At 34.0% G+C, this 23,974-nt stretch carries 22 protein-coding genes; 15 read left to right on the top strand and 7 right to left on the bottom strand.

Annotation, left to right across the window (positions count from 1 at the left end; all coding sequences use genetic code 11):
• Positions 1-48 precede the first annotated feature (48 nt).
• From ASD98_RS05290 to ASD98_RS05270, 5 genes are all read right to left on the bottom strand, one after another.
• On the bottom strand, positions 49-3,693 hold the full coding sequence (locus ASD98_RS05290) for a DUF2339 domain-containing protein (RefSeq protein ID WP_128414783.1): 3,645 nt from the start codon (positions 3,691-3,693) through the stop codon (positions 49-51).
• A 197-nt stretch (positions 3,694-3,890) separates the two neighbouring features.
• Positions 3,891-4,643 carry an SDR family oxidoreductase gene (locus ASD98_RS05285; protein WP_056201155.1) on the bottom strand — a complete coding sequence of 251 codons (753 nt, stop codon included), beginning with the start codon at positions 4,641-4,643 and terminating at the stop codon, positions 3,891-3,893.
• A 12-nt stretch (positions 4,644-4,655) separates the two neighbouring features.
• Positions 4,656-5,126 (bottom strand): DUF1097 domain-containing protein, encoded by a 471-nt coding sequence (locus tag ASD98_RS05280; protein ID WP_056201152.1) that lies wholly within the window; start codon positions 5,124-5,126, stop codon positions 4,656-4,658.
• 16 nt (positions 5,127-5,142) lie between these two features.
• A complete protein-coding gene (locus ASD98_RS05275; RefSeq protein ID WP_056201149.1) occupies positions 5,143-5,883 on the bottom strand; it encodes an SDR family oxidoreductase in 741 nt (246 codons plus the stop codon).
• Between the two features lie 108 nt (positions 5,884-5,991).
• The gene (locus ASD98_RS05270; RefSeq protein WP_056201147.1) at positions 5,992-6,915 is read right to left on the bottom strand and encodes an AraC family transcriptional regulator; all 924 of its coding nucleotides are present in this window, start codon (positions 6,913-6,915) and stop codon (positions 5,992-5,994) included.
• 159 nt (positions 6,916-7,074) lie between these two features.
• On the opposite strand from ASD98_RS05270, the gene ASD98_RS05265 reads away from it, so the two are divergent.
• The 7 genes from ASD98_RS05265 to map all read left to right on the top strand — a co-directional run bounded on the left by ASD98_RS05265 (position 7,075) and on the right by map (position 12,951).
• The gene (locus ASD98_RS05265) at positions 7,075-8,115 is read left to right on the top strand and encodes an aldehyde reductase (protein ID WP_056201143.1); all 1,041 of its coding nucleotides are present in this window, start codon (positions 7,075-7,077) and stop codon (positions 8,113-8,115) included.
• Between the two features lie 3 nt (positions 8,116-8,118).
• Positions 8,119-8,766 carry an NAD-dependent epimerase/dehydratase family protein gene (locus ASD98_RS05260; protein ID WP_056201141.1) on the top strand — a complete coding sequence of 216 codons (648 nt, stop codon included), beginning with the start codon at positions 8,119-8,121 and terminating at the stop codon, positions 8,764-8,766.
• 2 nt (positions 8,767-8,768) lie between these two features.
• Entirely contained in the window at positions 8,769-9,905 is a 1,137-nt protein-coding gene (locus ASD98_RS05255; protein WP_056201138.1) for an MBL fold metallo-hydrolase, read from the top strand.
• Between the two features lie 11 nt (positions 9,906-9,916).
• Entirely contained in the window at positions 9,917-10,717 is an 801-nt protein-coding gene (locus ASD98_RS05250; RefSeq protein ID WP_056201135.1) for an AraC family transcriptional regulator, read from the top strand.
• Between the two features lie 48 nt (positions 10,718-10,765).
• A complete protein-coding gene (locus ASD98_RS05245; RefSeq protein WP_056201131.1) occupies positions 10,766-11,500 on the top strand; it encodes a helix-turn-helix transcriptional regulator in 735 nt (244 codons plus the stop codon).
• Between the two features lie 66 nt (positions 11,501-11,566).
• The gene (locus ASD98_RS05240; RefSeq protein WP_056201128.1) at positions 11,567-12,109 is read left to right on the top strand and encodes a dihydrofolate reductase family protein; all 543 of its coding nucleotides are present in this window, start codon (positions 11,567-11,569) and stop codon (positions 12,107-12,109) included.
• 77 nt (positions 12,110-12,186) lie between these two features.
• A complete protein-coding gene (gene map, locus ASD98_RS05235) occupies positions 12,187-12,951 on the top strand; it encodes a type I methionyl aminopeptidase (RefSeq protein ID WP_056201126.1) in 765 nt (254 codons plus the stop codon).
• Between the two features lie 175 nt (positions 12,952-13,126).
• Here map and ASD98_RS05230 read toward each other — a convergent pair whose 3' ends face one another.
• Positions 13,127-13,708 (bottom strand): Crp/Fnr family transcriptional regulator, encoded by a 582-nt coding sequence (locus tag ASD98_RS05230; RefSeq protein ID WP_056201123.1) that lies wholly within the window; start codon positions 13,706-13,708, stop codon positions 13,127-13,129.
• A gap of 126 nt (positions 13,709-13,834) precedes the next feature.
• Between ASD98_RS05230 and ASD98_RS05225 the strand changes: the two genes are divergently transcribed.
• The 4 genes from ASD98_RS05225 to ASD98_RS05210 are packed head-to-tail and all read left to right on the top strand — an operon-like array spanning position 13,835 to position 17,449.
• Positions 13,835-14,275 carry a hypothetical protein gene (locus tag ASD98_RS05225; RefSeq protein WP_088636445.1) on the top strand — a complete coding sequence of 147 codons (441 nt, stop codon included), beginning with the start codon at positions 13,835-13,837 and terminating at the stop codon, positions 14,273-14,275.
• A gap of 17 nt (positions 14,276-14,292) precedes the next feature.
• On the top strand, positions 14,293-15,288 hold the full coding sequence (mgrA, locus tag ASD98_RS05220; RefSeq protein ID WP_056201122.1) for an L-glyceraldehyde 3-phosphate reductase: 996 nt from the start codon (positions 14,293-14,295) through the stop codon (positions 15,286-15,288).
• A gap of 27 nt (positions 15,289-15,315) precedes the next feature.
• Positions 15,316-16,779 carry a glycoside hydrolase family 30 beta sandwich domain-containing protein gene (locus tag ASD98_RS05215; protein ID WP_056201119.1) on the top strand — a complete coding sequence of 488 codons (1,464 nt, stop codon included), beginning with the start codon at positions 15,316-15,318 and terminating at the stop codon, positions 16,777-16,779.
• Between the two features lie 16 nt (positions 16,780-16,795).
• Positions 16,796-17,449 carry a delta endotoxin C-terminal domain-containing protein gene (locus ASD98_RS05210; RefSeq protein WP_056201116.1) on the top strand — a complete coding sequence of 218 codons (654 nt, stop codon included), beginning with the start codon at positions 16,796-16,798 and terminating at the stop codon, positions 17,447-17,449.
• 67 nt (positions 17,450-17,516) lie between these two features.
• Here the strand turns inward: ASD98_RS05210 and ASD98_RS05205 are convergent, their stop codons facing one another.
• Positions 17,517-18,542: a hypothetical protein gene (locus ASD98_RS05205; RefSeq protein WP_056201113.1), complete on the bottom strand. Its 1,026-nt coding sequence runs from the start codon at positions 18,540-18,542 to the stop codon at positions 17,517-17,519.
• A gap of 196 nt (positions 18,543-18,738) precedes the next feature.
• Here ASD98_RS05205 and ASD98_RS05200 point away from each other — a divergent pair, with 196 nt between their 5' ends.
• The 4 genes from ASD98_RS05200 (at position 18,739) to ASD98_RS05185 (ending at position 23,966) form a co-directional block, all read left to right on the top strand.
• Complete coding sequence (locus tag ASD98_RS05200) at positions 18,739-19,254, top strand: RNA polymerase sigma factor (protein ID WP_056201111.1); 516 nt, start codon at positions 18,739-18,741, stop codon at positions 19,252-19,254.
• Between the two features lie 49 nt (positions 19,255-19,303).
• Positions 19,304-20,203, top strand: coding sequence for a FecR family protein (locus ASD98_RS05195; protein ID WP_056201109.1), 900 nt, complete (start codon positions 19,304-19,306; stop codon positions 20,201-20,203).
• Positions 20,204-20,230: 27 nt separating this feature from the next.
• Positions 20,231-22,735 carry a carboxypeptidase-like regulatory domain-containing protein gene (locus ASD98_RS05190; protein ID WP_242412075.1) on the top strand — a complete coding sequence of 835 codons (2,505 nt, stop codon included), beginning with the start codon at positions 20,231-20,233 and terminating at the stop codon, positions 22,733-22,735.
• A 319-nt stretch (positions 22,736-23,054) separates the two neighbouring features.
• Positions 23,055-23,966 (top strand): hypothetical protein, encoded by a 912-nt coding sequence (locus tag ASD98_RS05185; protein ID WP_056201106.1) that lies wholly within the window; start codon positions 23,055-23,057, stop codon positions 23,964-23,966.
• Positions 23,967-23,974: the final 8 nt, after the last annotated feature.

Genomic DNA, 23,974 nt, shown 5'->3' with positions numbered 1-23,974 from the left:
AGAAGCCCTTAAATATTTCTATTTAAGGGCTTCTTTTTTAGCATTATTTTAATCAAATCGTTCTTTGTATTTTTTAAATAAAGTATTCATTACTAAAAGTACTACTCCAACGCCCAATAAAACTAATGCTCTTATAAGGAAATCGGCATTTGATAAATCAAAAAACATTAATCGAATTACACAAACACCAACTAAGGAAAGTGAAACGTAACGAAAATATTTTTCTTTTAGAATAATTCCGAGTATCAGCAATCCTAAAGATTCTAAAATCCAGAAGAATGTTAAGATTCCTTTATCAAACGAAAGAAATAAAAACAATCCGATGCTGAAAGTAGCCGGATAAATAATAATACTATTTCTTAGTTTGAAATCTTCGATGTATTTGTAAATGATAAAAATATATAAAGCGAGCAAAGCAAATATGATCAGATAAACGAATTCAAATTTAGCTTCGAAATAATTAAAACTCACAAAAGCTAAATGAAAGTTAGCCAGCAAATAGTAAACAATGCTGATTTCTTTTTTGTTCCCTATTTTTTTATAATAAAGCAATAAATTTACAATAGCTGTCACCGCCCAAAATACAGGAAGCCATTTGTGTTCCAGCTGTGAGAACATAATAATAGAAAGCCAGATATTTACAGCTATTTGATAATCTATCTGCAAGGATTTAATAAACTCTTTTTTCTTTGTCAGAAAAACCAAAACAATCAATAATACCACTGCCGAAAGCTGTAAAACCCAATCCATCAAAGTAAAATGATTGAGTACTTTGATGCTGTAAAAAACAGAAGTTAAAATAGATAAAAGTCCAATAACTAATATTGATTCTGAAGCCAATTCTATTTTTTTGTATAAAATCAAACCAAAATTAAGGATTGCCAAAAACATAAATAGTAAAGGCAAATAGACTATTTCTACCTGAATAAATAATAAAGCAATTACCCATAAATTTTGAATAAAAGGTAAAATTGCAATAAACATTTTCCCTTCTTCTTTCCGGCTCTTCATCTGCAGATAACTATAAGCGGCAGATATCAAAACACTTATTGTTTGTGTTATATAAAGGATATTTTTATTCAACTCTTTATCTGCATCAAAAATGGCTAAATAAATACTTAAAAGCACACAGCCTATCAGTAGTACAAAAGAATAAATATTATAGCGTTTCATTTTTTCGGTTTTTTGAAAAATCCAAAAAGTTACCAACGCTAAACTTCCTAAATAAACCGGAATATAATCTAGTTCAATACAAGAGAATCCAAAAACTAACGCATTAAAAAGAATGAATTCAGAATTTAGTGTACCGAAATTTTTCCAGCCTGAAATTTCTTCATTCGATTTATTTCTGATTTTATCTGCAAACAAAATGTAAACTTCGATAACAGAAAGTCCAACGGCGATTAAACCAATTTCGGTATTACTTAAAAATTGGGTATTGTATAAAAACAATGCGCTTCCGAATATTGAAAAAGCAAGACAAAAAAGATACAACAACACTTGATTGTCATCAGAAAGTGATTTTCGTTTAAACTGAATCCAAAGAAATTCGTGGTTTAGCACCGCAGCAGTAAATAATCCGAAAATCTGAACAATATCATAACCAGCTAAATATTTATACGAAAACAAAACCAACAAAGCATTTACACCAATAATCCCGATGGTTTTTATGGTATGTTCATTTCTATAAAATAATTTTACAAACCAGTTAAATGTTATTACAGCAATAATTCCTAAAGCAAAAACCACATCTAAATTAGATTTAGGATTTTGGAAAATTAATACTAAACCTGCAATGATCGTTGTGTTTAAAAAAATGAATCGTCCTAAATCAAAAGTATTGGTTTTGAATTTGAATCGTAAAAAGCACCACAATAAAGCAAGGAATACAAGAGGATAATAAAACGAAATTTCGATCGTATGATACCAGCTTACAAAAAACAATGTGGAGAACAGCACAGAGAAAATTCCGTTTAAGCTCAAATCTTTTTTAACGGTTAAAGAATCAATTTCTGAGAATTCTTTTTTTACAGCGCAGAAAACAGGAACGATTAATGTAATTAAAGTCATAACAATCAACGACGCAAAAGTATGCGTACTATTCGTTTGCTCAAAAGGTGCATTAACCTGCACAATAAAAAAGCCAAAAATGATTAAGCCTAAAATATGATTAAGACCTAAAAATATTTTATGCAGCAAAATTTCCCCGCTTTTGTAAACGATAAATAAACAAGTGATAACCAAAAAGTATAATGCACAGGCGATAACATCAAAACCTACTTTCCAGTCATTAAGCATAATAATACTTAGTGAGAAAAGTAAAAATGAAACCATTCCGTCTAAATGATACAGCCAGAAAATCTTTTTCTTTCTGGCAAAAAGAGCAGCAAAAAGGCAAAGAATTCCCGCAGTAAACAAAACAAATATTTTGATTTTACTTCCGGTTGAATGTAAAATTAAACCTAAAGCAAATAAGATCCAGTTGGTAAGATGTGTTATAAAAGCAATTCGGTCGAAGCGTGTATTGGTATAAATACTTCGGTACTGCATGTACATACAACTTACTGAAACCAAAATAATACCCAATATGGCAAATATATTTTGAGACGGACTGAGACTATGTATTCCTTGTGTAAACCAAATATCAAATATTATAAAGGCCGAAATAACGATCAACAAATGATATTCCCATTTTTCTTTATAAGACAATATAATTCCTGCCGTTGCGGTTAAAGCTGCCAGCAAAAAGGTAACTAAGAGTTTTTCGGGAATGACACATAAAACCAAAATACTTAAAATGACATGAAGTGATAAAAAGGTTTGTTGTTTTATGATATACCCTACATATAAATTTATTGCAATCCCAACTCCAATGAGTGAATAAGCGAGCGGAATACTTTCTATAAAAGTAAGCGCAGGAATTTGCGAAGCGCCAAAACATCCAAACAAAAACAAACTTGCTCCGGCACTGCGAAGCCAAAGTCCTGTTTTAAACCATTTTTCTTTTTTCTTTAAAAAGAAATATGAACCTACTAAAACTCCAGAATAAAGCCAAAGAATTAAAATCCTAAACATTGGCGAAACTTTCAAAGCCGTATAAATGCTTAAATAACCAATTCCTAGAACCATTATTGCGGTTCCTAAAATCCCCGTCCAGTTTTCGGCAAACTGCTGTTCTAATTTTTTTATAAAAATTGAAAAAGCACTTTCTACATAAACTTCTTCTTCCTTATGTTGAGGTTCCGGTTGTGTTTCAAATTCAGGAATTGACTGTGTTTCGATATTTTCTATCGGTTCAGCAGCCTCTTTTTCTTCAACAATTTGGTTTGGGACAGAAACAGGAATACCTTGTGAATCAAAGCTTAAAGCAAGTTTCTCTAAAGATTCTTCATTAATGTTATTTTCTTCATTTTGAAGGACATCATCAAAACTATTAGCAAGATCTTGAATTGGCGGCAAAACTTCAACTACTGGCGCAGGACTTTCTTCAATTTTTTGCGGTAAATCAGCAGTAAAACCAGATTGGCCTATCTGTTTTTTAATTTCGCTAATTTCATTTTTCAAAAAATTGTAATCTTCTCTGCTTTTTCTATAAAGAGAATCCAGATGCTCGTTTTCTTCTTTTACTTTAGAGAGACTATTAAACAAGACAATAACACATACAAATAAGACAAAAAGTATAAAGTACTCCATAGTTTGAATTTTGGTTTGGCGAATGTAAGAATTTTATATGTATTTAATTTCTGCCAAATTTCTTCCTAAAATAGAATAGATTTTTGATATTAAGTCTGTAATTAGAAGAAAAATAAAAAAGTCAGGTTTTGATAAAACAAAAAACCTGACTTTTTTAGAACACTTTTGAAGACGAAAGCTATTCCCGTCAAAGTTTATTATTGATTTGCTCCGCCGTTTACAAGCAAATGCTGACCATTTACGAAAGAAGACAAATCACTTGCAAAAAATTCAGCAATATTGGCTACATCTTCTACTTCTGCCAATCTTCCCATTGGGCAGCTGTCAATCAATGATTTTCTCAATTCCGGATAACTGTTTTCATCTGTAAAAATTCCCGAATGATCTACAGCAAACGGAATAATTGTATTAACCGTAATTCCTTTATGTCCAATTTCTTTAGATAAAACATCGACCATATAACGCGGCGTACTTTTACTTCCACCATAAATTGCCATTCCCGGTATTGGGAAAGCCGTTGTACTTGAAGCAATATAAATTATCCTTCCGTTGTTTTCTACTTTCTTCGCCGCTTGCTGCATGGTGAAATAAGCTCCTTTTGTATTGATAGAAAATAGTTTATCAAACTGAGATTCTGTAAATTCAGTAACCGGAGTTTCTACCATTTCGATACCGGCATTGGCAACAACAATGTCAATTTTTCCAAAAGCTTTAATGGCTTCTTCAAATAATCTTTCGATATCGGCAACTACACTTACGTCGGCCTGAACAGCGATTACTTTTACGCCCATTGCTGTAATGTTTGATACTACTTCATCTGCAGAAGCTTTGTCTTTTGAATAATTGATTACAATATTGGCACCCAATGATGCATATCTTTCTGCAATAGCTTTTCCTAAACCTCTTGCTGAACCCGTAATTACTGCGACTTTATTATTTAATATTTTCATGATTTTTAAATTTTAATTGTTGAATGATTTTGATACGATTTGAATTGAAGAATCATTGAGCCAGGCAAATGTAAATCCTGCAATTACCGGAATCAAAAGGCTGACAATAGCCACAAATTCAAGTTCCGGATGTACTCCGAAAATGATTATCAATCCGATAAACCAAGCCGGAATACTTTTTAAACCTTCTATTTTGGATAAGAAAGCCAATGAACCGATGAATAAAAATACCGCCAGTTGAAAACCTGCAACTCCAATTATGGTTTCAAAAAATTTCGCCGATACCATTATCCCTACTCCCATCAAGATTCCGAAGATTATTTGTACGAAGACCGGAATAGAAGTTTTAATCGATTTTCCGAATAAATAATAACTTACCCAAGCCAGGAACATCGTCCATGTTGGCCATTGCAGCATGAAGGAAACAGTAACCGCAGCAGCGCCAAACAATCCTAATATTATAGCGTTTATGTATGTTTTCATAATTTTAATTTTAAGATTATGCCATTCCGCCGTTAACACCAATATTCTGCGCATTTACCCATTTTGCGTCGTCAGAAGCAAGGAATACAACCACATTTGCAATATCATTAGTTTCTCCAATTCTATTGAAAGCTGACAATGATGCTAATCTTGCGATAACTTCTTCTGATTTTCCGTTTGTGAATAATTCTGTGTTTGTTGGTCCGGGCGAAACGGAGTTTACGTTAATTCCTCTTGAACCAATTTCTTTAGAAAAAACTCTTGTCAATTGCTCCACCGCAGATTTTGTGGCTACATAAGTGGCGTAACCCGGAAGCATAATACGATTTACAGAAGTCGAAAAGTTGATAATACTTCCGTTATCAGCCAGTTTAGAAGCTGCTTCACGCATGGTATTAAAAGTTCCTTTTACATTGATATTGAAGTGACGGTCAAAATCTTCATCTGTAGTATCCTTGATTAATTTGGTAATCATAATACCCGCGTTGTTAATCAACACATCGATTTTTCCAAAATGCGCGATACTTTCGTCAAAAAGATTTTTAACTTCTGTAGAATTGCTTACGTCTGCTTTAATAGCTAAAGCCTGACCTCCGTTAGAAATGATTTCCTGAGCTAATTTTTCGGCAGGTTCTTTACCCCCTGCATAATTGATGATAACTTTTGCTCCGGCCTGAGATACTTTTAGTGCAATTGCTGCTCCAATTCCTCTTGATGAACCTGTAATTAAAACTACTTTGTCTTTTAAATTTTCCATGATTATTTATAAATTTTGTTATGTCATTATCGACAGTACAAAATTGCAAATACAATGGAAGGTAGTTGTTGCGAAGATTACAGATTGAAATGCAAATTTCAAAGCATACTATAAATCTGCCGATTTTCTATATTCCTCAGGCGAGGTTTTCGTGTTTTTTTTGAAGTAATTACTAAAATGAGAAGTTTCTATAAAACCCAATTTATAAGCTATTTCTTTAATGGAAAGCGTAGAATTTTTTAAAAGGGATTTTGCTTCTGCAATCAATTTCTCCGAAATCCAGTTGCTAACTGATTTTCCGGTTTTACTTTTAATAACATTGTTCAGATAATTTTCGTGCAGATTCTGTGCCAAAGCATAATCTTTCACCCGAAGCTGTTTATCTGTTTTTCCGTCCAGTAATTCCCTAAAATGATGTTCCAGATTTTTCTTGAAGTTTTTTACAATTTGAGAACTTTTATTTCCTTCGTAGATTGGGTTATAATTGTTCCAAAAAGCTTCTTTTATCTTCAAAAGTAAAATAACCAAAAAACTGCCAATTACTTTATTTTTTATGGAAGATGTCGAACCAAATTCTTTTTCCATTTGAAGATAAATCGTTTCAAACTCTTTAAAATCAGTTTCATTCAGGTTTCTGGGATAAACCGTTTCAGACAATAAAAAAGGAAATTCTTCGAAGATATTTGTATGAACATTTTCTTTTAAAAAGGCTTCCGTAACCGTTATTAAATAAACGTCATTAATCTCCTCCCATTCAAAAGATTTAAAATGTCCCGGATTTGTAAAATATATAGTACCCGGTTCTGTAATAAAAGAAACATCATCGGTTGTATATTTTCCTTTTGCATCTTTTACAAATAAAAAAGAAAAATAACTGGGTCTGTAACCAATTGATTTAAAAGGCAAAACCGGATGCAGATCTTTCAGGTTATTGATTGTCAAGCCATCGTTATCAATAATTTCATTTACAGGAAGTCCCATATTTTTATAGGTTTCGTGTAGGTTTTTAAATAAAATTATTTCTTTAGACATTGCTTTTCTTTATAAGTTCCAGCGAATATAAGATTTTTTCAGAAAAGCCCATTTGTTTCGTTTTCAGCATCCTGAACCTCTCAACAAAATAACTTTGGACTTTTCAACAAAATAACTTCTCTGCATTCTCCTGAAATTTGCCCTATAAAAATACAATCGATGATACAATCAAATCAAAAAGTATTAGTTACCGGCGGAACAGGCTTTGTTGCCATACATAGTATTTTGCAATTACTCAATCGCGGTTACAAAGTTAGAACAACTGTTCGCTCGCTAAAAAGCAAAGAAAAGATTTTTGAAATGCTCGAAAACGGCGGCATTACAGATTTTAGTGAATTAGAATTTATTGAAGCTGATTTAACCAGCGATGAAAACTGGCCAGAAGCTATGATCGACTGCGATTTTGTACTTCACATTGCTTCGCCTATATTTTTAAGATTACCAAAAAACGAAGACGAAATGATTCGCCCTGCGGTTGACGGTACCTTGCGTGTGCTAAAAGCCGCAAGAGATGCAGGCGCAAAACGTGTTGTAATGACGTCTAACTTTGGAGCTGTGGGCTACAGCCATAAAGACAAAAATTCACTTATTACCGAAGAAAGCTGGACAAACCCTAACGAAAAAGGACTTTCGACTTATAATAAATCGAAAGTACTGGCAGAACAAGCGGCATGGGATTTTATGAAAACCGAAGGTGGCGCATTAGAACTTTCTGTAATAAATCCAATGGGAATTTTTGGGCCTTCCTTAAGCCCGGATTTATCTAGTGGTTTTGAACTCCTTAAAAAAATATTAGATGGTTCGATGAAAGCAATCCCTGATATTAGATTAGGGATTGTTGATGTAAGAGATGTTGCCGAATTACACATTTTGGCAATGGAAAGCCCCGAAGCAAAAGGACAGCGCTTTTTAGCATTGTCGGGCGGTACTATGTCATTACTCGAAATCGTAAAACTGCTGAAAGAAAAAATGCCGTATATAACCGAAAAAGCATCAACAAAATCTTTGCCTACCTTTATAATACGTTTAACCGCATTTTTTAACGATCAGGCCAAAGCAATTTTGCCTTTAGTTGGAATTAACCGAAATGCCAGCAACGAAAAAGCAAAAACAATATTAGGCTGGAAACCTAGAAGCAATGAAGAGGCTATAACAGCCACAGTAATTAGTTTAATAAAATGGAAATCTCTTAAAATATAAAGGATGAAAGTAATTATAACCGGTGCCACCGGAATGGTTGGCGAAGGCGTTTTAATAGAATGTCTTGAAAACAATCAAATAGAAGCTGTATTGTACGTGGGTAGAAAACCAAGCAGAAAATCGCATCCTAAATTAACGGAATACCTCGTTTCAGATTTTCTTTCGCTGAAAAGCGATAATATTAAACTTGCTGGTTATGACGCCTGTTTTTATTGCGCCGGAATTAGCAGCGTAGGACTTGATGAAGCGCAATACACTTATATTACTTACGACACAACAATACATTTTGCAGAAATTGTATTAAACCAAAATCCTAATATTGTTTTCAATTTTATTTCAGGATCGCATACAGACAGTTCTGAAACCGGAAAAGTGATGTGGGCGCGTGTAAAAGGTAAAACTGAAAATGCTTTGCAAAGAATGTCTTTTAAAGCGCAATACAATTTCCGTCCGGGATTAATGAAACCGGATCAAACACAAATTCATCTAAAAGGATTTAATAAATACATCAAATTTCTGTACCCTATTATGGGATTATTTTATACAGGCTGCGAAACCAGAGAAATTGGCCGCGCCATGATTTCGACAGCACGATTCGGATTCTCTAAAAAAATACTGGAAGCAATTGACATAAAAAAAGCCGCGAACTAAAAATGAAAAAAAGAATCCTAAAAATTATCAAAAAAATGCTGTTAATTATCGTTATCCTTATACTGATTTTTGGTTTCAGCACATGGTTATATATGCAAAAAGCTACATTTGGAAGTTTACCTTCAGAAGAAAGCAGGATTAGAATGGAGAAATCATCTCATTATAAAAATGGAGAATTTCAAAATAATACCTACACGCCAACATTTGCACCCGGTTATACTTTTTGGGGCGTAATACGAAAACAGCTTTTTGACAAAGCAGTTCCAACTGAACCTTCAGATAAAATTCCGTCTGTAAAAAGAGATTTGAAACATTTGCCTGGAGATCAGAATTTGTTGGTTTGGTTTGGGCATTCTTCTACCTTTTTGCAAATCGACGGAAAGAAAATTTTAATCGATCCTGTTTTTAGTGACAACGCATCGCCGCTTCCTAATAGTGTAACCGTTTTTGAAGGAACAAATTCATATCATGTTCAGGATTTACCCGAGATTGATTATCTGCTAATCTCTCACGATCATTATGATCATCTTGATTATGAAACTATTTTAGCATTAAAAGACAAAGTCAAAACTGTAATTTGCGGTTTGGGCGTTGGCGCACATTTTGAACGCTGGGGATATCCTAAAGATAAAATTATGGAAGAAGACTGGAACGATTCTATCACAATTGGAAAAGATTTCACGATTCATACGCTTCCGGCAAGACATAAATCAGGTCGTGGATTCACACAGAACCAATCTTTGTGGGCGTCGTATTTAATTAGTTCTCCAAAAATGAAAGTTTTCTACAGCGGCGATGGCGGTTACGACACACATTTTGCCGAAATCGGAAAGAAATTTGGCCCAATCGATGTTGCTATTATGGAAAACGGACAATACAACAAAGCCTGGCATTATATCCATATGCTGCCCGAAGAAACTTTGCAGGCGGCAAAAGATCTAAACGCCAAAAGTGTTGTTCCCGTTCATAATTCGAAATTTGCATTGGCTAAACATACCTGGAATCAACCCCTAAACGAAATCACTCGCTTAAATGAAAAATATCACATTCCGCTGATTACCCCTATTATGGGAGAAATCGTTAATTTTGATAGCCCTAAAGTTTTCAAACAGTGGTGGAAAACTAATCCTGAAAAATAAATACTGAGCATATGAAATATACAGAAATCAAAAGTTGTTATATAGGTCCCGAAATATCACCGGAACATTTTATTGCAGAACATTTCTTTTTATATCTGGCAAAAGGTTCTATTGAAGGTTATGACGGCGTTAGCAAATACAACTTAAAACCAGGCGAATATTGCATTGCCCGAAAAAATCATCTCGCACGATACAACAAACAAAAACAAGAAGGGGAATTTGAAAAAGTTGTCGTGATTTTTGATACTGCGTTTTTAAAAACTTTTGCCGCAAAACATAAAACAAAAGCTCAAAAAAGTGAAGATGAAGCGGCATTTTTTGCTTTAAAAAATACAAATCTGGTTCCGAATTTCATTCTTTCTCTAATGCCTTATTATAATGATGGCGGCGAAATCGATGAAACATTTTCGAATATAAAACGCGAAGAATTACTTTTGATTCTTCTAAAAGAAAATCCGAATTTATCAGACATTTTATTTGATTTTGCTCCGCCGGAAAAAATAGATTTAGAAGCTTACATGAATCGGAATTATAAGTTTAATATCAGCATGGAACGTTTTGCGTATTTAACCGGAAGAAGTATTTCTGCTTTTAAACGCGACTTCGCTTCCATTTTTTCAGATACGCCAAGCCGCTGGCTCATTCAGCGCAGACTTAAGGAAGGTTATTTTTTAATGGAAAAGAAAGGCAGAAAACCTTCTGATATTTATCTTGATCTCGGTTTTGAAGATCTCTCCCATTTTTCTTTTGCTTTTAAAAAAAAATATGGGTTTTCTCCTTCGGATATTTTGAAATCGATGAAGAAAGTGTAACTTGTAATCCCTGATTTTTTCAGAAACTATCAACGAACACATAAACAAATGGAGTACAAAGAAACAAAACCCTGTACAGAATTAGAACCTTTTATTCATTCCTTTTGGGAAATGAAAGGCAGCGAGCAAGATAAACAGTGGGAACGAATCTTTCCGGATGGATGTACAGGATTAGTTTTAAATTTGGGTGGCAATTGTATTACAGATAATGGTTTAGTTTCTATGGAATCTGAAAAAACTTATGCAGTTGGTGCGATGACTTCGTTTAAAGATAGTTTTATTGACAATAACACGCATCTGTTTGGAGTATGTTTGAAGCCGGCAGCATTTACCAATTTTTATAAGTACTTACCGCAAAGCGAATTAATAGACAATACTGTCGAATTCGACAAAACGTACTCTTTTAATATTGATAAAATCCTTAAAAATCCTATACCGTATCTCAATCAATTTTACAGCGATAGAATTATAAAAAAAGACAATGGACTAAAATTAGTTATTGAGGATATCCATAACTCAAACGGACAGCTGCCTGTTTATGAGCTTGCCAAAAAGAATTACACAACAGTAAGGCAATTAGAACGAAATTTTAAAACTCATATCGGAATTTCTCCAAAAGAATATTCAAACATTGTACGTTTTCAAAATACTTTAAACGTAATTAAAAACGCTGATCATAACCGAAACTTATTTGATATCTCTTTCGAATGCGGTTTTTATGACCATTCACATCTTACCAATAATATTAAAAAATACAGCGGTCTTACACCAACCGAACTTTAATTTGTCGCATTTTTCCAAAATAGAAAAGAATACTCCTTTCTATTTTTGCAGGTAAAAATAGAAATCATGAAAAAAATAATTTTAAATCTTGCAGTAACATTAGACGGATTTATTGAAGGTCCAAACGGAGAAATCGATTGGTGTATAATGGATGATGACATGAATTTTGATGCCTTCATCGAAAGTATAGACACCATGTTTTACGGAAGAGTGAGTTATGATGCTTGGGGAAATTTTCAACCGGATGAGAATACAAGTCCAGTCGAAAAAGAAATGTGGCAAAGTATACATTCTAAAACCAAATTTGTTTTTTCGAGCCAGAACCGAGCAAATGAAAAAGATACTTTTATTTCTTCAGACATAGCCGCCAAAGTAGCAGAAATAAAAAATCAGGGCGGAAAAGATATCTGGCTGTATGGCGGAGCAAAACTTATCAAAACTTTTATAAAATTAGGACTTATAGATATCTATAAAATCTCTGTACACCCGGTTGCTTTAGGTTCTGGAAAGCCTCTGTTTGAGGATTTAGACAAACGTGTTGAATTAAAACTAACAGGCACAAGAGTATTCAAATCCGGAGTTGTTGAATTGACTTATGTCCCGGAATAAACAAAATATCTTATATTCGCAAAGCTCAAATTCTTTTTGGAGTAAGTAATTTATCCAAATATATAATTAAAAATACCATGTCAATAACAACTGAAACAGAATTAATCGGAATGAAAAAGGCAAGCGAAGCTGTAGCTTACGCTTTGAGAGAAATGAGAAATTATGCCAAACCCGGAATTTCAACAAAAGAATTAGACGACTACGGCGGAAAAATCCTGAATGATTTAGGAGCAAAATCGGCACCGTATGTTACGTATGGATTTCCCGGATGGACATGTATCAGTGTCAATAAAGAATTCTGCCACGGAATTCCTTCTGATAAAAGAATACTTAAAGAAGGCGATTTAATCAATATTGATGTTTCGGCAGAATTAAACGGGTTCTTTTCAGATAATGGCGGTTCGTTTGTTATTGGAGAAGACGTAAATCAGCATCAAAAACTGATTGAAGCCTCAAAAGAAATTCTGCATAAAGCAATTCACAATATAAAAGGCGGCGTTCGTATTTCTGACATTGGTTTTTTAATGGAAACAGAAGCCAAGAAAAGAGGTTACAAAGTCATCAAGAATTTAACAGGTCACGGCGTTGGAAGAAGTCTGCACGAAGCACCACATGAAATCGCCAATTACAGAGATAAATTTAACTTAACAAGATTTAAGAAGAATTCTGTAGTTGCTATTGAAACCTTTATCTCAACAACTTCTACAATTGCCGAAACTTTACAAGACGGCTGGACAATGGTAGGAAACAAAGGAGGTTTTATGGCGCAGCACGAACATACGATTGTTGTTACAGATGGAAAACCTATTATCTTGACAGAAATGAATGAGATTTGGAATTAAAAATTATGAAACATACATAATTTAAAAAGCGTTATCCGGTTATCATTCCGTTAGGAATGTTTCATCGGTAGAAAAAATAACGATGAGATGTTCCTACGGAACAGAGAAATATATAAATTTAAAAGGGCTGCTTCGATTTTGAGCAGCCCTTTTTTATTGTTTTTCAAATTTAAATTCATCCATTCTTTAAATGCTTCGCACGTAATCTGCTTAAAAACTCAGGCGTAATTCCTAAATAAGAAGCTATATATTGCTGTGAAACCCTTTGTGAAATTGTTGGATAACGCGTTACAAACTCAATATATTGATCCATTGCGGTTGAAGAAACGGTTTTAAACAATCGTTTTTGCAATTTCGACAAATGTCGCTGAATCATCAAACGGAACATTCTTTCTAACTGCGGAACTTCGTTAATCAGGTTTTCTTTAGATTGACGGGTTAAAACCAATAATTCGCAATCCTCCAATGTTTCAATATACATATCACTCGGAATCTGGTCTTCAAAACTGGTAATATCACTTACCCACCAGTCTTCAGTCGCAAACTGAAGTGTCAATTCAATTCCTGCATCATCAATAAAATATTCACGAATACAGCCTTTATTAATATAAGCTTCAAAATTACATACTTCTCCAGCCTGTAACAAGATTGTTTTTTTTGGAACCAGTCTCAATTCCAGACTGTTCTCAAAAATTTTAATCTCTTTTTCAGAAAGGCGGACAGACCTTGAAAGATATTCTCGTATTCTTTGAAACATTGTTTTACTGATTTACAAGATGTAAATATAAGATGATTTATTTATTAATATTTCTTGATCTAGTTTAAGAAATGAGGAAACAAATTATTTGATCTTTGAAACCCTAACATTTTATAAATCAAAATAATGAATGATCAAATTCTACACTTAAGAATTGCTTTAGCTTTATTGGCTATTGAAGATCTGATCCCCAGCTACATGGACGTTCAGGAAGACAAAGTAATTTCAAACGGAAATGTAGCCGTATGTATTATTGACGAAGAAGGGACGGTTTATGGACGCATGTACGGAAATGATAAAGCGAGAAAAAGACAATCGTATAAAATTGCGTGGACAAAAGCAAGTCAGGTTTGGCTTACCGGAGTAAAAACGGGAGATTATGAAAAATTGGTTTTTAATAATATTGTAGACGAAAACGCAAACGGAATTGAAGCCCCAGACCTTATTGGCTGGCAGGGCGGACAACCTTTAACTTTGTCTGACGGAACAAAACTTTCTGTTGGGTTTAGCGGCTTTAGAGGTGTTAGCGATTTAGAAATTGTAATAAAAGCATTTAAAAAAATATAAAAATTCAGCATAAAAATATGAGCTATTTACCTGATTCAAACCGATATCAAAAAATGGAATACCGCCGCAGCGGTAAAAGCGGATTAATGCTGCCTGCCCTTTCTCTTGGGTTGTGGCACAACTTTGGTGCGATTGACAATATCGAAAACGCCCGTAAAATATTGCATACTGCATTTGATAACGGTATAAGTCATTTTGATTTGGCCAATAATTATGGTCCGCCGGCGGGATCTGCAGAGCAGACTTTTGGTCAATTATTTAAAGAAGATTTCAAACCTTTCCGTGATGAACTTGTAATTTCTACCAAAGCTGGATGGCCTATGTGGGATGGCCCTTACGGTGATTGGGGATCTAAAAAACATTTAGTTGCGAGTTTAGATCAGAGTCTTTCCCGCCTCGGATTAGATTATGTTGATATTTTTTATCACCACAGACCAGATCCAAATACGCCATTAGAAGAAACTATGGCGGCACTTGACTTAATTGTACGTCAGGGAAAAGCACTTTATGTGGGTATTTCGAGCTACAGCCCGGAAGAAACTCAAAATGCAATTACAATTTTGAAAGAATTAGGAACGCCTTGCTTAATTCATCAGCCTAAATATTCTATGCTGGAGCGTACTATCGAAAACGGCTTATTGGATGTTCTGGAATCTAACGGAGTTGGCAGTATTGCTTTTTCTCCTTTGGCGCAAGGACTTCTTACGAATAAATATTTAAACGGAATTCCTGAAAATTCAAGAGCAAACGCACATCGCGGAAACGGAGCAATTGAAGAAGATGCAATTACACCGGAGAATATTGAAAAAGTCCGCAAACTAAATGAAATGGCATTAGAGCGCGGTCAGAGTCTGGCGCAAATGGCATTGTCATGGGTTTTAAAAGATAAACGTATCAGTTCGGTTATCATTGGCGCAAGCAAACCAGAGCAGGTTTTAGATTCTGTTGGCTGTCTTCAGAATACTGCTTTTTCTGCTGATGAACTTCAGAAAATTGATAGCATTCTAGCCTAAAACGATACTAACTATTTAACCATAATTATGAAAACATATAAAATCAACACATGCCTGACCATCATGTTATCGGGATTTCTGGCGACAAGTTTAACGGCGCAGAAAAAGCAGACTAAAGCAGCCGATTATAAAAGTGTAACGGTTTTTGTAACGGCAAAAAACACCGATAATAAACTAACAAAAACCGAAACCTTATCGTTTTTTGATAAACCTCAGCCAACAGAAAAAGAAACTTCTGTTTTTGTTGATCCTTCTAAAACCTATCAAACTTTGTTAGGAATTGGCGGCGCACTTACTGACGCTTCTGCAGAAGTTTTTTATGCGCTTCCAAAAGATAAACAAGAAGAAATCCTGACGGCTTATTACGATAAAGACAAAGGAATTGGTTATACTCTGGCACGTACTAATATGCAAAGCTGTGATTTCTCAAGTGATATTTACAGTTACATTGCTGAAGGTGACAAAGATTTAAAAACTTTCGATATCAGCCACGACAGAAAATACAAAATTCCGTTAATTAAAGAAGCGATTGCAAAAGCTGGAGGAAAATTAACTTTATACGCTTCGCCTTGGAGTCCGCCCGCGTGGATGAAAACCAATAATAATGTTTTGCAGGGCGGTGCTTTAAAACCGGAATACCACCAAAGCTGGGCTAACTTTTTTGTGAAGTTTATTAATGAATACGAAAAAGAAGGAATTCCGATTTGGGGTTATACCGTTCAAAACGAACCAATGGCGGTTCAAAAATGGGAATCGTGCATTTTTACTGCCGAAGAAGAACGTGATTTTATAAAAAACTTTCTTGGGCCAACGATGCAAAAAGCAGGATTATCTAAAAAGAAACTGATTATGTGGGATCACAATCGTGATTTAATGTACCAGCGTGTAAGCACCGTTTTAGAAGATAAAGATGCAGCAAAATATGTTTGGGGAGTTGGATATCACTGGTATGAAGACTGGATGAAAAACGGAATGAACTTTGAAGCCGAACGCCGCGTTGCAGAGGCTTTTCCAGACAAACCGCTCATTCTTACGGAAGGCTGCGCTGCAGATTTTGACCAAAAATTATTAACGGAATGGAGTTACGGTGAAAAATACGGAATGTCGATGATTAACGATTTCAATATTGGAACGGTTGCCTGGACAGACTGGAATATTTTGCTGGATGAAAGAGGCGGACCAAATCACGTTCAAAACTTCTGCATGTCTCCTATTCACGCTGATTTAAAAACCGGAAAACTGATTTACACCAACGGATATTATTATTTAGGACATTTTTCTAAATTCATTAAACCGGGTGCAAAACGTGTGGCTTGTAATTCGAGCAGCAATAAATTGTTGTCGACTGCTTTTGTAAATCAGGATAATAATCTTGAAGTTGTGGTCATGAACCAAACTGATAATGATGTAGAATATTTTCTATGGATAAAAGGAAAAGCTTCAAAAATAACAAGTCTTGCACATTCAATTGCAACTTTAGAAATACGTTAATATTAAAATCAATACTATGAAAAAAGTATTATTATTTCTGAATGCTTTCGTATTACTAAATGGTATTTCAGCCTTTGCGCAATCATCGGCTGAAAAGCCAAAACCTTTTAAATCGCAGCAAATTCCCGGAAAAATAGAATGCGAATTTTATGATTGGGGAGGCGAAGGCGCTGCATACCACGATACGGATGACATAAACAACGGAAGCGGAAAACTGAATCCCATAAACGGAAATCCGTTAAATGAATTCAGATTAAAAGAAGGCGTTGATATTTCGTATACAAAAACAGACAGTATAGACGATACGCCTTATACCAAAGTTCCCATAAAGATGAAACAGCTTTATGTGGGCTGGACGCAGCCAACGGAATGGATTAATTATACGGTTGGGGTTAAAAAATCAGGCACTTATAAAATTGGTGTTTTGTATACGGCAAACGGCGACGGGGCAATTTCTATTGCTGTAAACGGAAAAGATGCAACCGGAAACATGAAAATTGTTTCTACACACGATGATAACGATCCTGTTGCCTGGAGACAATGGCATCATTGGAACAGTTCAGAAAATATTGGTACAATTAAATTAGAAAAAGGAAAGCAACTGCTCACTTTACATATCGCAGAAAACGGTAATATGAATTTAGATTATTTGACCTTTACGCCTAATTAATAATGATTTATGATTAGTTAACTTGATTTGGCCGCATGATTCAAACCAAATTGTGCGGCCATTTTCTTTACAGCTTTTCAAAATAAAGATAATTGGTACTGCTGCTTACATCACGTAATCTAATCTGCGAATTATTAAATTCAAACAATTTCCAGCTGTTATTTAATTTACTAAGTAACGGTGAACTGAAAGTCAGTTTTAATTCCCTAACATTATTTTGTACACTGCTTTCCCATTGGCCCGTTTCTGAAGCTCCCGCTTTTGTTGCCACTACAGAATTATCATTATTAAATACAAATGAATAACCGCTGTAAGAGGAAGTTTTCTCAGAATCATCAAAATAATACGGAATATCCCAAGCCCCTTTTGTAATTACTTCATTTAAATCTAGCGTTACAATATTGTTTTCCGGGCAGTAATCAATAGCATATTTTATAGCATTTTCGAAATCCAGATTATTATTAATAGTTTTCGTCTGACCATGATAATCAACTATCGAAATTGGGTATTTTAATGAAATATACTGACTGGCACTTAAATTTTTAATAAAATTAAAAAAGGCCTGATCGCTTATAATGGTTTGAGAACTTCCAATTTGATTAGCGCTGTTATAAATATTTATTGTTATTGGATAATTGATATTGAGTCCGTTGATTTTAGATAGAAGATCAGGATATTGATTCCAATAATCGATTAAAGAATCAAAATCAGCTTCATCAGGAATAAATTTTTCGATGTAATTATAGTACACCATCGTTACCGGAAAATCTATTGATACAATATCATCATCACTATTACTTGCATTGATATTATCTATTACTTTTTGATAATCGGCAGTAGTATTAACTGCAATTTGAGTATTATTTACAGTAACGGTGTAAGGAAGTTTTATAGTACAATAAGTAGAACCGTCGATTACATTATCCTGCACTGTCTGAACCATTGCAACTCTTTGCAAGTAAGAAGTAAGAGGAGAAGCATTCGTGATTGTTCCTTGCGCATTATTATCCTGATCATCAGGCGATTCGTTTTGACAAGATAACAAAAGCAGGAAAACTGCTGCTATTGATAAATATTTTTTAAAAGGAAGCATATTTATGTTTTTACAAAGGTAATAAATTTAGGGAAACTGGTTTTTAATAAATTAACATTAAGGGGCTTCGGCCTCTTTCAATACTAAATTATCAAAAGCCAATAGCATTTTATTCTTCTATAAAACAATCAGCTTTGCTTTTACCCTACTTATACTAAAAACAAATACTTTTGTACCATACCAATCGAAAACATAAATGCCAACTAAGAACCAATCAGATACTTGCGATGAAATAATTTTTTCGTCTTTTTTCAAGAGTCATATAAAAGCACTTCGGAATTTTCTTTTTTACAAATTTGGCAATGTCAATCAGGCAGAAGATGTGGCGCAGGAAGCATTTGTAAAACTTTGGCAAAACTGTGCATCTGTGCCGTTAGAAAAAGCAAAATCATATGTTTATACGGTTGCCAACAACAGCAGTCTTAACGAAATTGCACATCAGAAAGTAATTTTGAAATATAAAAAAAACTTCACAGGTTTAGACAAAACAAATGAAAGTCCCGAATATATTCTGGAGGAAAAACAATTTCAGGCTAAACTTTTGAAAGCCATAGAAAATTTAAACGAAAAACAGCGTGAAGCTTTTTTAATGCATAGAATTGACGGAAAAAAATACAGCGAAATTGCCTTAGAATTAGATATCAGTGTAAAGGCAGTAGAAAAGCGCATTCATCTCGCTTTGTTAAGCCTTCGTAAAGAAATTGATTTATAAAAGTAGGGTAAATTTAGTTTTAATTGTTTTAATTATATAGTACAGTACAATGAAAAAAAATCGCTTATTAGCAAAATGGCTCAATGATGATTTATCTCCGGATGAATTAGCTGAATTTGAGGCAAGTCCCGATTTTGAAAAATACCGAAAAATAAAAGATTATACAGCTCATTTAGAGGTAGGTGATTTGGATGAAAACGCTATGTTGTCGAACATTTTGAGCCAGAAAAAAATGGCTCCAAAAGTAGTTCCGCTATACAAAAAATGGGCTTTTAGAGTGGCGGCTATATTTGTTATCGCTCTTGGAATCACGTTTGCAATGAAAGTTTTAGTACCGCAGACAGAAACAGCTGATTTTGGAAAAAAGACCACTTTTTCATTACCTGATAATTCTGAAGTGGTATTAAATTCCGGTTCTGAAATAAATTATAAAAAATGGAACTGGGACAACAACAGACATCTGGAACTAAAGGGAGAAGCTTATTTTAGAGTAGCCAAAGGCCGAAAATTTGAAGTGCAGACCAATTTAGGAAAAGTAACGGTTTTAGGAACTCAGTTTAATGTGAAAGCCAGAAAAAACAGGTTTGATGTAGTTTGTTATGAAGGACGAGTAAAAGTAAATTATGCCGATACTCAAATTTTATTAACTCACGGACAAAGCGTTAGTTTTAAAAACGGAAAACAGGTTAAAATGGCTGTAAGTTTAACGCAGCCTGAATGGATCGTGAACCAAATAGGATTTTACAAAGAAAATATCAGAAGCATTCTTGACGAAGTTGAAAGACAATATAATATTACAATCGAATTAAATACAAAAGATACAACATCATTATTTACAGGGAAATTGCCCGCTAACGATTTAAAGACAGCCTTGCAGATTATTAGTACAACTTATCATTTAGAGGCTAAACAAGTCTCAAAAAATAAAATAATTTTTGACGAAAAATAAATGTTGCTCCCCAAACAATTTCATTTTTTGTTTTTTCTATTTTTCTTTGTCCTGAATGCTTTTGCTCAGGACAAAGGGAAACTTATGCCTTTTAAGAAAATCATCCTAGAAATTGAACAACAGCATCAGGTTAGTTTTAATTATACCGAAGACAATATTGTCGGACAGGAATTAGTTCCGCCAAAAAAATCACTTTCTTTAGTAGAAAAACTGGAATATCTGGCTCAAAAAACCCATTTGTCTTTTGAAAACATAGGCAACAAATTCATTAATATTTATAAAAAAGAAAATCAGGAACCACTAATCTGTGGTTATGTTTTTTCTAATATGGATAAAAAACCAATTGAAAACGCCAATATTAGTCTGTCTAACAAAACTCAGGTTTCAACGGATGCAAACGGTTATTTTGAATTTAAAAAAGAAGATAAAAACATATTCTTAATCAGCCATATAGGATTTACAACTAAAAAAATTACTGCTGCAAATGCCGAGTCTAAAGATTGTCTCCAAATATTTTTAGACCCCGAAATCACGCAGCTTCAGGAAATTAAAGCCAGCGCTATTCTGGCTTCGGGGATTTCAAAAAACAAAGACGGATCGTTTGAAATTAAACCCAAGAAGTTTGGGATTCTGCCCGGACTTATCGAACCCGATGCTTTGCAGACGATGCAGCAAATTCCTGGTGTAAACAGTATTGACGAAAGTGTTTCAAGCATCAACGTTCGCGGTGGTACGCACGACCAAAATTTATTTTTGTGGAATGGTATACGAATGTTTCAAACGGGGCATTTTTTTGGTTTAATATCGGCTTTTAATCCTAATTTGGCGCATACTATTTCTATTTATAAAAACGGAAGTTCTGCCTTTTACGGAGAAAGTGTATCCAGCGTTGTGGCTATTTCTTCTACTCCCGAAATGGCTGAGAAAAACTCATTCAGTGCAGGATTAAATATGATTAATGCTGATATTTATGGGAAATATAATATTTCTCCAAAGAGTTATATCGAAATTTCGGCACGTAAATCGATTACTGATTTTGTAGAAACGCCAACCTATAAAGAGTATTTCAATAAAGTATTTCAAAACACTACAATCACTGATTTTTCAGATAAACAAAATGTCGATTATCACAGTGACAAGAAATTTGGTTTTTATGATGCTACGTTAAAATATGCTCAAAAAATAGGACTTAAAGACCAAATCGTTTTAGATCTGATTACGATTAAAGATAATCTGGAAGTTTTTCAAAGTGCAAAAGTATATGACATAAACAGTTCTGAGAACAATATTTTACGTCAGCAAAATTATGGCGGGAATTTGTCATGGAAACGAAACTGGAACAGCTTTAATACGACTAAAATTAACATTTATAACTCTGCTTACGAGCTTCGCGCCAATCAATCTACAAGCGAAGGTCAAATCGTAATTCAGGAAAATACGGTGAACAATAACGGAGTTAATTTAGAGAACAATCACATTCTTAATTCTAAATTTACTATAAACGACGGCTATCAGTTTAACGAAATTGGTGTTACGAATTTAGAGCAGGTGACGAATCCTGATTTCTATCGTAAAGTGAAAGAGGTTTTGAGAACTCATGCTTTAATTGCAGAAGTAAAATACAACGATACGATCTCCAGAATATATTTTAAGGCCGGAACCCGAATTAATTATATCGAAAAGTTTAAAAAATATATTATAGAACCGCGCGGGCAGTTTAGCTATGGCATCAGTAAAAGTTTAAATGTAGAATTGCTGGGTGAACTAAAAAGTCAAAATTCACAGCAGATTATTGATTTGCAAAAAGATTATTTCGGTATTGAAAAAAGACGCTGGATTATCTCTAATAACTCCACAATTCCTATTCAAAAAAGTAGACAGCTTTCTTTAAATTTATCTTATATAAAGAACGACTGGCTTTTTGATATAGAAAATTTTTATAAAAAAGTAATAGGAATTACAACTTCCAGCCAGGGTTTTCAGAACCAGTTAGAATTTGTTAAAACTACGGGCGATTATGAAGTTTGGGGAACCGAAATGCTGATTCAAAAAAAGATGAACCACTTTTTAACTTGGTTAAGTTATACGTATAATCATAATAATTATCATTTTTCGAATTACGAATACCCCATTTTTCCTAACAATTTTGAGGTAATGCATACGGCATCGTGGGCGGGAATTTATGAGAAAAACAATTTTAAAATTGCTTTGGGTACAAAGTGGACTTCGGGCAGACCTAAAACTTCTCCAGATAATGCTCAAATTGACCCTTCAAATCCTACCTTGATTTATCACAAACCTAATAGTGATAATCTGCATATTTTTTCGCAGGTTAACTTTTCTTCGACTTATAAATGGGAAACAGACAACGGTATTCAATACAAATTAGGGATCTCTATCTTAAATATTTTAAACAGAAGAAATGAAATCAGCGAATATTACAGAGTAAGTTCACTAACAAATTCTATAGAAGAAGTCGAGACTTTTTCACTGCAAAGAACTCCAAACGTGAGTCTTAGGGTTTCATTTTAACTTTCTTCAAACCGGGATTTTAAAAATTCCTACATTATTTTTCATTTTTTTTTACAAAAACTTCAATTCTTTGGTAGGGTAATCTACATCAAGGCTGTTTTACTATTGAACCTTATCAAAAGAATAAAAATGACCGCCTTACAAAACTTCAGAAAATACCACGAAGGCTATTTTATTTATGACTCTTCGTAGCATAAACTAAAAAGTATGGAACGAAATGCATTAAAACATGACTTCCGATGTACAATTTAAAACAAATCACTTTACTGTTACTGTAAAGTTTCAATTCCCTTATCAATATAACTTAAATTAAAAAACGATGAAATTAAAACAACTTAAATTCGCTGCGGCCCTGGTAATTACAACATTCTTTTTAAGCTGCAGCAGCGACAGTGGAGATAGTGGAGACAATGGTGGAAATAATAACCCGCCAACTCCCGAAGTTAAAAAGGCTGTCAGCCTTGCTACAAGCACTACATTAGGTTCTTACCTTGTAGATAAAGACGGAAGATCTTTATATTTTTTCTCAACAGATGCAAACGGACAAGTATCTTGTACTGGCGATTGTGAAAAAGTCTGGCCTCCATTTTTTGTAGATAATTTAACTGCAGATAAATTGGGTGCAGGATTATCGTTATCAGATTTTGGAACTGTTACTGTTGGTGCAAAAAAACAAGTTACTTATAAAGGATGGCCTTTATACTATTACTCACCAAGTTCTGGAGATGATGGATATGGAAACATAACCAATACACCAGAAGCTGCCGGAAAAACAGGAGGAGACGGAATTGGTGGTATTTGGTTTATTGCAAAACCAGATTATTCTATCATGATTGTTAGAAGCCAGCTTGTGGGTCATGACGGTAAAAACTACAAATCAGATTATACTGTTGGAGACGGTGCTACAACGTATTTTACAGATGCTAAAGGTTTAACATTGTATACTTTTAAAAATGATAATTTCAAGAAAAACAATTTTACAAAAGAAGATTTTTCTAACAATCCAGTTTGGCCAATATATGAAACAGACAAAATTGTAGTTCCTTCTACTCTTGATAAAACTAAATTTTCTGTTATCACGGTTTTTGGTAAATCACAATTGGTTTACAACGGATGGCCATTATATTATTTTGGACAAGATGCCAGCGTAAGAGGCGCTAATAAAGGAATTAGTTTCCCTGCTCCTGCTGTTTGGCCGGTTCCTGTAAAAGATATTCCGCTTGCGATCTAAAAAATCAA

Origin of the sequence: Flavobacterium sp. Root186 (assembly GCF_001428525.1) — a bacterium.
Lineage (GTDB): Bacteria > Bacteroidota > Bacteroidia > Flavobacteriales > Flavobacteriaceae > Flavobacterium.
This window is presented reverse-complemented; position numbering and strand designations above follow the sequence as displayed.

Bases quoted from the DNA above. Each gene is read 5' to 3' on its own strand.
- ASD98_RS05210 (WP_056201116.1), top strand. From the start codon at position 16,796: ATGAAAAAAGTATTATTATTTCTGAATGCTTTCGTATTACTAAATGGT.
- ASD98_RS05250 (WP_056201135.1), top strand. From the start codon at position 9,917: ATGAAATATACAGAAATCAAAAGTTGTTATATAGGTCCCGAAATATCA.
- ASD98_RS05275 (WP_056201149.1), bottom strand. From the start codon at position 5,883: ATGGAAAATTTAAAAGACAAAGTAGTTTTAATTACAGGTTCATCAAGA.
- ASD98_RS05290 (WP_128414783.1), bottom strand. From the start codon at position 3,693: ATGGAGTACTTTATACTTTTTGTCTTATTTGTATGTGTTATTGTCTTG.
- ASD98_RS05230 (WP_056201123.1), bottom strand. From the start codon at position 13,708: ATGTTTCAAAGAATACGAGAATATCTTTCAAGGTCTGTCCGCCTTTCT.
- ASD98_RS05255 (WP_056201138.1), top strand. From the start codon at position 8,769: ATGAAAAAAAGAATCCTAAAAATTATCAAAAAAATGCTGTTAATTATC.
- ASD98_RS05285 (WP_056201155.1), bottom strand. From the start codon at position 4,643: ATGAAAATATTAAATAATAAAGTCGCAGTAATTACGGGTTCAGCAAGA.
- ASD98_RS05270 (WP_056201147.1), bottom strand. From the start codon at position 6,915: ATGTCTAAAGAAATAATTTTATTTAAAAACCTACACGAAACCTATAAA.
- ASD98_RS05225 (WP_088636445.1), top strand. From the start codon at position 13,835: ATGAATGATCAAATTCTACACTTAAGAATTGCTTTAGCTTTATTGGCT.
- ASD98_RS05200 (WP_056201111.1), top strand. From the start codon at position 18,739: ATGCCAACTAAGAACCAATCAGATACTTGCGATGAAATAATTTTTTCG.
- ASD98_RS05205 (WP_056201113.1), bottom strand. From the start codon at position 18,542: ATGCTTCCTTTTAAAAAATATTTATCAATAGCAGCAGTTTTCCTGCTT.
- ASD98_RS05245 (WP_056201131.1), top strand. From the start codon at position 10,766: ATGGAGTACAAAGAAACAAAACCCTGTACAGAATTAGAACCTTTTATT.
- ASD98_RS05185 (WP_056201106.1), top strand. From the start codon at position 23,055: ATGAAATTAAAACAACTTAAATTCGCTGCGGCCCTGGTAATTACAACA.
- ASD98_RS05240 (WP_056201128.1), top strand. From the start codon at position 11,567: ATGAAAAAAATAATTTTAAATCTTGCAGTAACATTAGACGGATTTATT.
- ASD98_RS05265 (WP_056201143.1), top strand. From the start codon at position 7,075: ATGATACAATCAAATCAAAAAGTATTAGTTACCGGCGGAACAGGCTTT.
- ASD98_RS05215 (WP_056201119.1), top strand. From the start codon at position 15,316: ATGAAAACATATAAAATCAACACATGCCTGACCATCATGTTATCGGGA.
- ASD98_RS05280 (WP_056201152.1), bottom strand. From the start codon at position 5,126: ATGAAAACATACATAAACGCTATAATATTAGGATTGTTTGGCGCTGCT.
- map (WP_056201126.1), top strand. From the start codon at position 12,187: ATGTCAATAACAACTGAAACAGAATTAATCGGAATGAAAAAGGCAAGC.
- ASD98_RS05195 (WP_056201109.1), top strand. From the start codon at position 19,304: ATGAAAAAAAATCGCTTATTAGCAAAATGGCTCAATGATGATTTATCT.
- mgrA (WP_056201122.1), top strand. From the start codon at position 14,293: ATGAGCTATTTACCTGATTCAAACCGATATCAAAAAATGGAATACCGC.
- ASD98_RS05260 (WP_056201141.1), top strand. From the start codon at position 8,119: ATGAAAGTAATTATAACCGGTGCCACCGGAATGGTTGGCGAAGGCGTT.